This window comes from Providencia sp. LY12 (assembly GCF_057621555.1).
Window position 1 is genome coordinate 1,627,119 of the sequence record NZ_CM172594.1, and the last position, 12,089, is coordinate 1,639,207.

Sequence of the window (12,089 nt, forward strand, 5' to 3'; positions counted from 1 at the left end):
ATCAAGATCCCTTCGGGTATGTGGAAAACCACAATAGGGGCGCAAGGCTTTTCTTCTTACTATGAACTCAGAATTATTAGAGTAGCACAAAGATAACACACCGATTTTAAAGAGAAATAAGAATTTAGTGGTTATCAGACATCGGTAACACGGTGTTACCAATACGTAAGATAAACCAATAATAGATTGATTATTAACTTTTATTTTCGCATTAGCAATGTCAATACTGGAGCCGATTATGGATCTGAGTAAACGAAAATTCCTACAACAGATTGGGGCCGTCACTGCGGGTGCATCGCTGATCCCAATCGCCGAGGCGGGGTTAAGTTTTTCCCCAACTCGCCGTGAAGGCAATCCCGAAAAACGCTATGGCATGTTGATTGACTTACGCCGTTGCGTAGGGTGTCAATCATGTACTGTCAGCTGTTCTGTCGAAAACCAAACACCTCAAGGTCAATTTAGAACGACGGTTAACCAATATCAGGTCTCCCTAAAAGGGGAAGAAGGGTTCACTAACGTTCTACTGCCTCGCCTGTGTAACCATTGTGATAATCCACCTTGCGTGCCTGTTTGCCCAGTGCAAGCAACGTTCCAACGTGAAGACGGCATTGTGGTGATTGATAATGAGCGTTGTGTAGGCTGTGCGTATTGTGTGCAGGCTTGTCCGTACGATGCGCGTTTTATTAACCATTCAACACAAACTGCAGATAAATGCACGTTCTGCGCGCATCGCTTAGAAGTTGGTTTATTGCCAGCCTGTGTCGAATCTTGCGTGGGTGGCGCGCGCATTATCGGTGACTTAAAAGACCCGAATAGCACTATTCGTAAGATGCTTTCTGAGCACGAAGCGCAAATCAAAGTTTTGAAACCGGAAAGTGGTACGTTGCCGCAGGTGTTTTATTTAGGGCTGGATGATGCGTTTGTAGAACCGTTGCAAGGTAAAGGGCAACCGGCATTATGGCAGGAGGTGTTCTGATGAGCGAACAAGTGACTTATATTTCCGAAATCATGGCACAGCCACAAGAGTTTTTCTGGCTTCCTTGGGCGGTGCAATACTTTTTCTTTATTGGGATTGCTGCCTGTGCGGTGCTGTATGCCTGCTATCTTCATTGGCAAAATCGCAGTGGAAACGGTCGATTAGAAATGATTGCCGTGTTTATTGTTATCACGATGGGGATCACGGCGCCGTTAGCATTAACCGCTGACCTGCACCAAACCGCCCGTGTATGGCACTTCTATGCACATCCAACAATGTGGTCTTGGATGTGGTGGGGTTCGGTGTTGCTACCGCTGTTTACCACGTTTGTTGGGTTGTACTTTGTTGCGCTGCTGGTCAAATTGATTTGGAAGAAAGAGTATAAAGCGACCCGCTGGGTAGCGTTACTGAGTGCGTTATCATCCATTGGTTTACTGCTATATACCGGTCGTGAAGCCTCTGTATTAGTGGCTCGTCCAATTTGGTTTAGCTGGTGGATGCCAGTGCTGATGTTCTTAAGTGCGATGCAAGTGCTGCCCGCTTTGATTAGCTTAGGTGCGCGTCGTGAGCCGCAATATCAAAACCGTTTAGCGCGTTTCCAAGTGATTACGTTACTTCTGTTTGCCGTCTGTTTTGCACTGTGGATCTCTGGTGATACCACGTCAGGAATTGCAGTTCGTCAACAGTTAGACGTTGCAAGCCCAGGCTGGTGGATGTTAATGGGCGTATGCGCACTGTGGACTATCACGTTTGTGATGGCGCTGAGTAACGTGAAAGCAGTTCGCTCCGTTCCTTACATTACGGTTTTAGCATTAGTGTCTATGGCGTTAGCGTGGGTATTACGTTGGATTTTCCTGATGGAGATTCAAGCGGTACCAAAATACAACATCATCACCAATCCATACCATTTCCCATTAGGTAATGATGGACTACTGGCGATTGTCGGTACATTTGGATTGTGGATTGCATTAACAATTATTGTTCGCGAAGGTGTTCGCTGGTTTGCGGGGAGAGTGCAACATGGCTAAATTCTCAAGACGTCAATGGCTTAAAGGTGGTTTAGTTGTCGGTGGTCTTGCTCTTTTTGGGGCGAGCTATCGTGAAGTTGCCAAACGTGCTGTAGATGGTTTAGTGGATGGCACTTCTGGCAAAGTGACACTGGATCGCATCAATGGTAACTCGCTTATTCCTGAAGGAACGGCGATTGGTGGTTGGAAAGAGAACCCTGCGCAAGTGGTTTCAATGACGCAATGCTTCGGTTGCTGGACGCAGTGCGGTATTCGAGCCCGTGTGGACAGTGCGAAGAATGAAGTTTTGCGAATTGCGGGGAACCCATACCACCCTCTATCCCATGAAAAGCATTTCCCATACGGAATGCCGTTATCCACTGCATTCGCCAAAATGGGCGGTGAAAGTGGTTTAGAACATCGTTCAACGGCATGTGCTCGTGGTGCAACGCTAATGGAAGGGTTAACCAGTCCATTACGTATTCTCGAACCAATGAAGCGCGTTGGTAAACGAGGTGAAGGGAAGTGGGAACGTATTAGTTTTGAGCAGTTAATCAAAGAAGTGGTTGAAGGTGGGGATTTATTTGGTGAAGGTCATGTGGATGGTCTGCGTGCTATCCGTGATTTAGAAACGCCGCTGGATCCTGCTCAACCGAAATTAGGACCCAAAGCTAACCAGTTACTGGTGACTAACGCCGGGGATGATGGTCGTGATGGCTTTATTCGTCGCTTTGCGCAAAACGCTTTTGGTAGCAAAAACTTTGGTGCTCATGGAGCATACTGTGGTTTAGCGTATCGCGCAGGCTCTGGTGCGTTGATGGATGACTTGGATAAAAACGCCCACGTCAAACCGGATTGGGATAATACTCGTTTCGCGCTGTTTATTGGAACATCTCCAGCGCAATCAGGTAACCCATTTAAACGCCAAGGTCGCCAGTTAGCGAGTGCTCGTTTACGTGACTCATTCAACTATGTGGTGGTGTCTCCTGCTCTGCCATTGACGACCACATTGGCCAATGACCATGGTCACTGGGTGCCTGTTCAACCGGGTACCGATGCGGCGTTGGTGATGGGGATGATCCGCTGGATTATCGAGAATGACCGCTATAACGCCGCTTATCTGAGTGTGCCAAGCGAAAAATCCATGGAAGCGGCTGGTGAGAAAAGCTGGACAAACTCGACCCATTTAGTGATCACCGATGATTCTCATCCTCTGGCAGGTAATCTGTTACAGCAATCTCACCTAACCGGTGTAGTGGCTGAAGAGGGTGAAGATGAGAAAAAAGCCTATTTGGTTCAGGATGCAAACGGTGAACTGAAACTGGCGGACGAGGTGACCAATGCAGAGCTGTTTGTGACTCGCAAAGTCACGCTTCATGACGGTAGCGAAGTGACAGTGAAATCGAGCTTCCAATGCCTGAAAGAAGCTGCGGATCGCATGACGCTAGAAGAATACAGTCAGCGTTGCCAAGTCCCTGTAAAAACCATTGAATCATTAGGAAAGGCGTTAACCTCTTACGATAGAAAAGCGGCGGTGATTTCTCACGGCGGCATGATGAGTGGCAATGGTTTCTATACAGCATGGTCTGTCATTATGCTTAATGCGTTGATTGGTAACTTAAACTTAAAAGGTGGCGTCTCTGTCGGCGGCGGTAAATTTAACGGGGAAAATGATGGTCCTCGCTACAATATCGCAGGCTACAAAGGCAAGGTGAAACCGAAGGGTGTAGTGCTATCTCGCAGTAATGAAGTGTATGAAAAGTCGGATGAATTTAAAGCAAGAGTGGCGGCAGGTGAAAAACCGTATCCAGCTAAAGCACCTTGGTATCCGTTTGCGAAAGGTCAGTTAACTGAACAGTTGGCTTCAGCATTGATGGGATACCCATACTCTCTGAAGGCGTGGATCACCAATATGACGAACCCAGTTTATGGTATTGCGGGTATTCGTCAGGTGATGGAAGAGAAGCTGAAAGATCCGAAGCATCTGCCGCTGATTATCGGTATTGATGCTTTCATGAATGAAACCACCGCGTTAGCGGACTATATTGTGCCAGATACCCATAACTTCGAGAGCTGGGGCTTCAGCGCACCGTGGTCAGGTGTACAGGTGAAAGCGAGTACTGCGCGTTGGCCGATTGTTGAATCTCGTACTGCGAAAACAGCGGACGGACAGCCAGTATCTATGGAGTCATTCTGTATCGCAGTCGCTAAAGAACTGAAATTACCGGGCTTTGGTGACAATGTGATTGCAGATATGGATGGCAATATGTATCCGTTAAATACTGCGGAAGATTACTATCTGCGTGTGGCGGCTAATATGGCTTGGCTAGGTGAAAAACCGGTACCAGAGGCGGCAACAGAAGACATTACGATCAGTGGTGTCGAACGTATCATGCCGCAAATTACTCGGACATTGAAACCTGAAGAAGTTCGCCGTGTCGCGTATATCTTTACGCGTGGTGGTCGATTCGCACCTTATGAGAAAGCATGGGATGGCGAAGCAACGGGTCCACAGTGGAAAAAAGGGTTACAAATTTGGAACCCTACGGTAGCGATTAACCGCCATGCAATTACGGGTGAGCGTTTTAGTGGTTGCCCGACCTACTATCCACCTCGTATGGCAAATGGTGAAGATGTGAATGCGGTATTCCCTGAGAAAGAGTGGCCATTGAAAATGATGTCTTTCAAATCTCATGTGATGAGCAGTTCCACAACCATGATTGAACGTTTACGCCATGTGAAACCAACTAACTTGGTAGCAATTCACCCTGATGATGCGGCGAAGATGGGCGTTAAACATGGGGATTGGATCAAGATCACCACACCGGGTGGTCATGCAGAGGCGCAAATTAGTGTACTTGATGGGGTTATGCCGGGAGTTCTCGCCGTTGAACATGGCTATGGTCACACAGAAATGGGTGCCAAACAGCACTATTTAGACGGTGAAGCCATGCCGATGAATGCGGCAAATGGTTCAGGTATTAACTTGAATGATTTAGGGTTCGCAGATCCGACTCGTGAAGTGGCAAATACATGGCTTGATTGGGTATCTGGCGCTTCCGTGAGACAAGGTTTACCAGCTCGTATCGAGTTAATTGGTTAAGACAGAAGTCCATCCAGTAGGTTGTAAGTTAGTAAAGTGTAAGTAGTAAAGTGTAGTTAGTAATATAAGCAGTAAAGAGGTTTCTGACCTACTCTGTTCTGCATAGCGGAGTAGGGAAGTACCCCTAAAGCAGTTGACATTGCGCTCTACGATGCGGTTTACCCATCGTAACTTAGGCAAATGCCAGGGAGGGGGAGCCCTCCCTTTTTTCTTTTCTATTTAATACAAATAGCGAATACAACCATTGCTATGCCAATCGTCTATAAAAATAGCCTATAAAAGTATTGAGCTATTTTTCTTAAGCGGATTTTTCTTCCAGCGAGTCACTAGCCATTCAAACTCTTGATAGGTCGTCTCTGACTTTCTTTTTTCTCTAATTGCTTTAATCAAAGGCTCTGCAATCTCAAATGTTTCAACAACGGTCGAATATGAGGCTCTTTTGATCATCTGCTCGTTATAGATACCTTCTCTGATGCTAACGGCAACGCGCTCATAAAAATTTAAAATATATTGAAATTTGAGACGTTCTGAGATTTCACAGCTTGTTATTGCTACCCCTTCCGCAGGGAAAACATAAGAACGAAATGATTTTCCAGAGTAATGGGTTTGTTTTAAAACATGAAGGGACTCTATGTATTGTTGATCTAATCGACTTTCAAATAAAAATAGGGCTGTTTGTGTTTTTTTAGCTGTTTCTAAATTATAAATAATTGCGCCTATGGCAACAAAAACACCAAATAAGACTGTTGTATTGCTAATAATTTGTAGGGTCGCCTGCATTAATGTCATAGGTTCCATCCATAAAAAAGGCGGGGTCAATCCCGCCTAGTTAAAAGTTCATTAGCTTAGAAGCCATCAAATTCGTCAAATTTTGTTCTCATATAGAACCTCTTTCAATTGGGGAATTTTTCTTCAGATGAAAATTAGCGCAATGGTATTTTTCTGTCAAAGGTCGAAGGAATTTATCAGACTAACTTTTTTATTTGGTGATTTTCCTGTAACACCATCATCAAGAATTGGTAATAAATATGATAACCACTAAAAATAAGTGGTTTTTTATTAACATAATAAAAGGGATAATAACCCAAAATTAACGAGCAATTCTTTGCTGGTGATTTAAATCTGTTTTATATCAAAGTATTAAATAGGAAAGCGAACACCATGCCAGTGTTACACAACCAAGTTTCGAATAAAATTCTTAAAGAACGTATGTTGGCTGAAACTGAGCCGCGTACGACAATCTCTTTTTATAAATACTTCAATATTCAAGACCCTACAGCATTTCGTAATGAATGGTACCAACAATTCAAAGCGTTGAGCGTATTTGGTCGAGTATATATTGCCAAAGAAGGGATCAACGCACAAATTAGCGTACCGGCCTCCAATGTCGATGTGTTGCGGGAACTTATCTACGCAACAGACCCAGCCTTAAATGACCTGCGTTTGAACATTGCTATTGATGATGATGGTAAGTCCTTCTGGGTACTGCGCATGAAAGTCCGTGATCGTGTGGTTGCGGATGGTATTGATGATGAAACTTTTAATCCTGCCAATACTGGGCAGTATCTAAAAGCCGAGCAAGTCAATGCGATGATTGATGATCCAGACACTATCTTCGTTGATATGCGTAATCACTATGAATATGAAGTGGGTCACTTTGATAATGCGATTGAAGTGCCATCAGATACTTTTAGAGACCAACTGCCAATGGCGGTTGAAATGCTGCAAGACCAGAAAGATAAAAATGTGGTGATGTATTGCACGGGCGGTATCCGCTGTGAAAAAGCGAGCGCTTACATGCTGCATAACGGTTTCCAGAATGTTTATCATGTGGAAGGCGGGATCATTGAATATGCACGAAAAGCGAAAGAACAAGGCTTACCGCTACGTTTCAAAGGTAAAAACTTCGTGTTCGATAACCGTATGGGTGAGCGTATTACGGATGATACCTTAGCGCATTGCCATCAATGCGGGGAAGCTTGTGATACTCACACTAACTGCAAAAATGACGGTTGCCATTTACTGTTTATTCAATGCCCAAGCTGTGCTGAAAAATATGAAGGCTGCTGCAGTCATGCGTGTACCGAAGAGATGAAGCTGCCTGAAGATGAGCAGCGTACTCGCCGTGCTGGCCGTGAAGTGAGTAATAAAATATTTAATAAATCTCGCCATCGTTTAGCGGATGGATTATTAAATAGCGAAAAGTAATATTATTTTTAAATGAAGAAAGCCCTTTTTAAAAGGGCTTTTTATTTTAATAAAGATACTTAAAAACATTATAAATAAAAAATAGTTCAATTCTGTTTTTAACAAATACTTTTGATGTAATATGCCGTTTTTGTGAATAAACGGTGCTGTTACTTATGCCTAATTTTCTAGAGATAATATGATTAGGGGTTTCATTCATCCAGTTGTTAATTATATTTTGTTCTTTCATAGTAAAGATGGATGAGTCATTATTATTAGCAAGCTTAGTTATTTTTTCTATTTGTTCTGAATCAGTGATAACTTTATCCAATGTTTGGGTCATGATATTTTTTGACATGATGAAAAAATTATCTTTTAATAACAGTGGTTTATCTGTTAAAGGATATGCGGCATTGATGTAGATATAGAATCGAATGCTACTGGTTCTGTTTAGTAGAGTTTTCAACGTTGGGCAATAACTCGAGTAATGGCAATAGTAAGTTAAATTTACCAAAACAATACTGGGCGAGTATTTATTGATATATTCAATCCCTTCATTAATGCACCCTGTACTAATGAACTTTAATTTTCTATTAGAAGATAAATATTCGGTAATACCAAGGCGGGTATAATAACACTCATCAATAACTAATATTCTCATAGGGAACATCCTTGTTCGAAAAGAGTATTACAATAAATTGGAATCGATATTGAAGTCAATAAAGTAATAATAAAAATAATAAATTACCGCTTGTATTTGCAATTAATTCATAATTTATAGTTTCTATTTTATCTTTAATAATAAGCAGAAAAATTTCATTTATTAATGATGTAAATTGGAGTGGTTAAATGATAGTGAATGGATATTTGTTATGAGACAAATATCCATTCTTTTTACCTGCTAATGAGTTTTGAAATCAGATTCAAGATATTCGCCAGACTCAATCTTATCAATTCCAGCCTGAAGAATATTAATCAGCTGTTTGGCTACATCGGTTGTCAGCCACATGGTTTTATCAACTATTGCGCTATCCAGGCTATTGTTCTGTTCAGGGAGGTAATGTAAACGTAGCATCATCGCATCGTAGGCATCGACAGTACTGATATCCCAGCCAACAACAGGGTGAGTTTGGATTACATCGTTTTTTCTATTCATTTAGACCTCCTAATCAAACATCGTGATAAATAGTAAATATCTATTACTGACTAAGAGCAGGTGACTCAGAACGAGCTATATCTAGTATAAGAAGATTTTTTTAATATGGTAGTAGTAAAACTATTTTTTTGTGAATTTTGGTGAAAATTAAAAAAATAGCCGGTGATTCTTTAAAAAGAAGATGTGAAAAGGATAAAACCTTTCCACATCATAATGTTATTAGCTTACTTTGATAGTCCAACCACAATCTTCACCCGCTAAGAATGGGATTAATTTATCTGTCCCACAAGCAATAGATTCGCAGGTTATATTCTCAGATTTTGTCAGTGTAATGTGACCTTCATTGACAGGTAATCCATAAAACTTAGGTCCATTTAGTGAACAAAATGCTTCGAAATGCGCTAAAGCACCTAATTCTTCGAACACGGTTGCATAGGCAGCTAATGCGGTTGGAGCGTTAAATACGCCTGCACAGCCGCAGGATGCCTCTTTACGGGATTGAACATGCGGCGCAGTATCAGTACCTAAGAAGAAGCGATCGCAACCAGAAGCAACAGCTGCGCGTAATGCTTCTTGATGAACATTACGTTTTAAAATCGGCAGGCAATACAGATGCGGTCGTACACCACCAACTAACATATGGTTGCGGTTAAACATCAAATGCTGTGGTGTTAAGGTCGCCGCTGTAAATTCGTTAGCCTCTAACACATATTGTGCAGCTTCTTTGGTGGTGATGTGCTCAAAAACTACTTTTAACTGAGGGAATTGAGCGCGTAATGGCAGCATGACTTGTTCGATAAACAGCGCCTCACGGTCGAAGATATCGATATGGCTGGCGGTCACTTCCCCATGAATGAGTAATGGCATACCAGCTTGTTCCATGGCAGCAAGAACAGGGTAGATTTTTTTAATGTCAGACACGCCATGGCTAGAGTTTGTTGTGGCATTCGCGGGATACAATTTGCAGGCCGTAAATACACCTTCATTGAAACCACGAATGAGTTCATCAGCATCAGTTGTGTCAGTTAAATAGCAGGTCATTAGCGGTGTAAATTGGTGCCCAGCAGGTACCGCTTGTTTAATTCGCTCACGATACGCTCTTGCGGCTTCTACCGTGGTAACAGGGGGTACAAGGTTAGGCATGACAATGGCACGACCAAAAAATTGGCTTGTGAACGGCACGACTGTATTTAACATTTCATTATCGCGGAAATGAACATGCCAATCATCAGGGCGGCGGATCGTTAGGGTAGTTACAGTTGTCATTAAACCGGCTCCAATAAGGGGGGAAGTGATGAGCAGATGCTCAAGCCGGGAAAGAATGATAAAACGAAAACGATTAAATAGCTATGATCAAGGACAATTAATATAGAAATTATTTTTCTTTGTGATTTTTTAACATACTGGAAAATAAAGGAATTTAAACAGAATAAAACAGAGAAAGGAAAGATTAAGTTGGCTCCTCCAGCTGGACTCGAACCAGCGACATACGGATTAACAGTCCGCCGTTCTACCGACTGAACTATGGAGGAACTCCCTTAACACGCAGAGGATATTAGCGTCCTGAATCGCTAATGTCAAAGGGGAAAATGATAAAATAAGTTCGTTTGCCTGTTATCTGCGCGAATCGATAAAATTTTGATCTAACTGATAGAATGTAAAAGAAAGAGAACAAAAAATAGCTGAAAAAAGAATCAGTTAAAAGATGTGATTAAGATTGTAGAGTAAGTTTGATGTGTAAAAATTATCGTTGATAAGGAATTTGCAGGAAAGATAAGAATGGCAGGATTAGAAAGCAAGAAGCCCGCTAGGATTAACCTGAGCGGGCTTCTTAAATTTGGCTCCTCCAGCTGGACTTGAACCAGCGACATACGGATTAACAGTCCGCCGTTCTACCGACTGAACTATGGAGGAATTGATTGTTCCTGAGAACGAGGCGCATATTACCCACCCCGTACTCGGTTGTAAAGCATAAAATTAAAAAAAATGTTCAACAGGTTGTTAAGTAAACAATTTGGTGATTATTTATTCCCTGTTAGTAGAGTTTCAGGGATTTGACCATTGTTTCAAGCAGTGCAGTTAAAATTGAACTGCGCGCAAGTCATAAGGATTGTTCTATTAATGAGTAGGGCAGGAATAAGTAAAAGTAGCCGGAAATAGGGTGAACAAGAATGAAAAGGTTGAAGAGCAGCTAGAAAGCAAAAAGCCCGCAAGAATTAATCTTAGCGGGCTTTTTAAATTTGGCTCCTCCAGCTGGACTTGAACCAGCGACATACGGATTAACAGTCCGCCGTTCTACCGACTGAACTATGGAGGAATTGGGTTGTTCCTGAGAACGAGGCGAATATTAACGATATCACCTCGACCTGTCAACGATAAAAATAGAAATTAAATCTAATTGCTCAATCACTACTCATTACGAATAAAAACTACGCTATATTATTGATAATGTTTTAATTTTGAGCGGCTAAAGTAACTTGTGTCGGCAAAGAAACCTCAGGGTAAGCAATATGATAAATATCGTAAAAGGAGATGTTGCCCTTTAATGCTAATAAACGAGAAATTTCTTGCTTGATTGCTGAGCTGACTTCCTGAGAATTAAGAATTTTATTTAACGCGTCCTCAGATACGGTTTCAGTGACAAACCATTCACCGTTATAGCAAACACGCAAATCAAGTACGCCAATATCTTCGAAATGGTAGACAGGCTTAATGTCAAATAACAGAACGCTAGCAAGTATAATAAATAAGAGGGTTATACCAAGTGTCCAATAAGGACCAAAGTAGGGTGCGTACCATAAGATCACGGCAAGCGGTAAATAGGCTGCAATCATGCCAATACATAAATAAGGATGATTGGCGAGAAATTGGCTATTAAAGTAAGGTTTGCCATCACGTTGCTCACGCTGATTAATGGCATCTAAATCATCTATAAGTATTTGTTTGATAATATCCATGGTAAGTGACTCTCTGTCAGATATCTATACTAGGAGGGTATCACGGAGGGAATGAATTGTTATATATCAGTTAAAAAAAATATTTAACTGGATTGTCATCATATGGGATTAATCCTGTCGACTTTTGAGGTTTAGAGAGGGTTTTATTTAAAAGAAATCTTTAAAATATCAATAAAATGCAGTTTTTTTGTTAACATAATTCCGCCTAAAAGTGACGGAATCGAAAAAACAGCAATATTTTCAGGATTGAATGTATAAAATAGTTGCTATTATCTCAAAGTCATGAGTTAATGTGCATCGGCCTGTTTAGCAGTCCTATTTGATGTATGATTACTGAGTTAGTGTGTTCTAAAGAAAAAAGTTATCACAGATAGCCTTTTACCGTGACGCTTCATCTTGGTGTTTCCCTGATTAAATAGCTGACTCTGGCCCATATATGCCAAAAGGCAAGTTTTTTTGATGTTATATAGGAAAAGTCAAATGTCCGACAAAATGAAAGGTCAAGTTAAGTGGTTCAACGAGTCTAAAGGCTTCGGTTTCATCACTCCAGCTGATGGTAGCAAAGACGTTTTCGTCCACTTCTCTGCCATTCAGGGCAATGGTTTCAAAACTCTGGCAGAAGGCCAGCAAGTTGAATTCACCATTGAAAACGGTGCAAAAGGCCCAGCAGCTGCTAACGTAACTGCTATCTAAGCTAATTGCT

At 41.8% G+C, this 12,089-nt stretch carries 10 protein-coding genes and 3 tRNA genes; 5 read left to right on the forward strand and 8 right to left on the reverse strand.

Annotation, left to right across the window (positions count from 1 at the left end):
- The first annotated feature begins 238 nt into the window (after positions 1-238).
- From ttrB to ttrA, 3 genes are read left to right on the forward strand one after another with little or no spacing between them, the layout of a single operon-like run.
- The gene (gene ttrB, locus ACY3ZI_RS07460) at positions 239-976 is read left to right on the forward strand and encodes a tetrathionate reductase subunit TtrB (RefSeq protein ID WP_108479563.1); all 738 of its coding nucleotides are present in this window, start codon (positions 239-241) and stop codon (positions 974-976) included.
- Entirely contained in the window at positions 976-2,004 is a 1,029-nt protein-coding gene (ttrC, locus tag ACY3ZI_RS07465) for a tetrathionate reductase subunit TtrC (RefSeq protein WP_487376831.1), read from the forward strand. Before ttrB ends, ttrC begins: the two co-directional genes overlap by 1 nt.
- Positions 1,997-5,086: a tetrathionate reductase subunit TtrA gene (gene ttrA, locus ACY3ZI_RS07470; RefSeq protein WP_487376833.1), complete on the forward strand. Its 3,090-nt coding sequence runs from the start codon at positions 1,997-1,999 to the stop codon at positions 5,084-5,086. Before ttrC ends, ttrA begins: the two co-directional genes overlap by 8 nt.
- A 273-nt stretch (positions 5,087-5,359) precedes the next feature.
- Here ttrA and ACY3ZI_RS07475 read toward each other — a convergent pair whose 3' ends face one another.
- Positions 5,360-5,875 carry a DUF4760 domain-containing protein gene (locus tag ACY3ZI_RS07475; RefSeq protein WP_211885187.1) on the reverse strand — a complete coding sequence of 172 codons (516 nt, stop codon included), beginning with the start codon at positions 5,873-5,875 and terminating at the stop codon, positions 5,360-5,362.
- Between the two features lie 372 nt (positions 5,876-6,247).
- Here ACY3ZI_RS07475 and trhO point away from each other — a divergent pair, with 372 nt between their 5' ends.
- Complete coding sequence (gene trhO / locus ACY3ZI_RS07480; RefSeq protein WP_108479566.1) at positions 6,248-7,294, forward strand: oxygen-dependent tRNA uridine(34) hydroxylase TrhO; 1,047 nt, start codon at positions 6,248-6,250, stop codon at positions 7,292-7,294.
- Between the two features lie 46 nt (positions 7,295-7,340).
- Here the strand turns inward: trhO and ACY3ZI_RS07485 are convergent, their stop codons facing one another.
- The 7 genes from ACY3ZI_RS07485 to ACY3ZI_RS07515 all read right to left on the reverse strand — a co-directional run bounded on the left by ACY3ZI_RS07485 (position 7,341) and on the right by ACY3ZI_RS07515 (position 11,386).
- Positions 7,341-7,934, reverse strand: coding sequence for a LuxR C-terminal-related transcriptional regulator (locus ACY3ZI_RS07485; RefSeq protein ID WP_036951544.1), 594 nt, complete (start codon positions 7,932-7,934; stop codon positions 7,341-7,343).
- A gap of 240 nt (positions 7,935-8,174) precedes the next feature.
- Positions 8,175-8,429, reverse strand: a complete 255-nt coding sequence (gene bssS, locus ACY3ZI_RS07490; RefSeq protein WP_211885188.1) for a biofilm formation regulator BssS — start codon at positions 8,427-8,429, stop codon at positions 8,175-8,177.
- Positions 8,430-8,648: 219 nt separating this feature from the next.
- The gene (pyrC, locus tag ACY3ZI_RS07495) at positions 8,649-9,695 is read right to left on the reverse strand and encodes a dihydroorotase (protein WP_132494627.1); all 1,047 of its coding nucleotides are present in this window, start codon (positions 9,693-9,695) and stop codon (positions 8,649-8,651) included.
- A 190-nt stretch (positions 9,696-9,885) separates the two neighbouring features.
- Positions 9,886-9,961: transfer RNA gene (locus tag ACY3ZI_RS07500), tRNA-Asn, on the reverse strand.
- Between the two features lie 306 nt (positions 9,962-10,267).
- Positions 10,268-10,343 (reverse strand) — tRNA-Asn (locus ACY3ZI_RS07505).
- Positions 10,344-10,670: 327 nt separating this feature from the next.
- A tRNA-Asn gene (locus ACY3ZI_RS07510) sits at positions 10,671-10,746 on the reverse strand.
- Between the two features lie 136 nt (positions 10,747-10,882).
- Complete coding sequence (locus ACY3ZI_RS07515; RefSeq protein WP_036951540.1) at positions 10,883-11,386, reverse strand: YlaC family protein; 504 nt, start codon at positions 11,384-11,386, stop codon at positions 10,883-10,885.
- Between the two features lie 480 nt (positions 11,387-11,866).
- Here ACY3ZI_RS07515 and cspE point away from each other — a divergent pair, with 480 nt between their 5' ends.
- A complete protein-coding gene (gene cspE / locus ACY3ZI_RS07520) occupies positions 11,867-12,079 on the forward strand; it encodes a transcription antiterminator/RNA stability regulator CspE (RefSeq protein ID WP_004909801.1) in 213 nt (70 codons plus the stop codon).
- Positions 12,080-12,089: the final 10 nt, after the last annotated feature.

Excerpts from the sequence above, each read along its gene's own strand:
- ttrB (WP_108479563.1), top strand. The coding sequence starts at position 239 with ATGGATCTGAGTAAACGAAAATTCCTACAACAGATTGGGGCCGTCACT.
- ttrC (WP_487376831.1), top strand. The coding sequence starts at position 976 with ATGAGCGAACAAGTGACTTATATTTCCGAAATCATGGCACAGCCACAA.
- ttrA (WP_487376833.1), top strand. The coding sequence starts at position 1,997 with ATGGCTAAATTCTCAAGACGTCAATGGCTTAAAGGTGGTTTAGTTGTC.
- ACY3ZI_RS07475 (WP_211885187.1), bottom strand. The coding sequence starts at position 5,875 with ATGACATTAATGCAGGCGACCCTACAAATTATTAGCAATACAACAGTC.
- trhO (WP_108479566.1), top strand. The coding sequence starts at position 6,248 with ATGCCAGTGTTACACAACCAAGTTTCGAATAAAATTCTTAAAGAACGT.
- ACY3ZI_RS07485 (WP_036951544.1), bottom strand. The coding sequence starts at position 7,934 with ATGAGAATATTAGTTATTGATGAGTGTTATTATACCCGCCTTGGTATT.
- bssS (WP_211885188.1), bottom strand. The coding sequence starts at position 8,429 with ATGAATAGAAAAAACGATGTAATCCAAACTCACCCTGTTGTTGGCTGG.
- pyrC (WP_132494627.1), bottom strand. The coding sequence starts at position 9,695 with ATGACAACTGTAACTACCCTAACGATCCGCCGCCCTGATGATTGGCAT.
- ACY3ZI_RS07515 (WP_036951540.1), bottom strand. The coding sequence starts at position 11,386 with ATGGATATTATCAAACAAATACTTATAGATGATTTAGATGCCATTAAT.
- cspE (WP_004909801.1), top strand. The coding sequence starts at position 11,867 with ATGTCCGACAAAATGAAAGGTCAAGTTAAGTGGTTCAACGAGTCTAAA.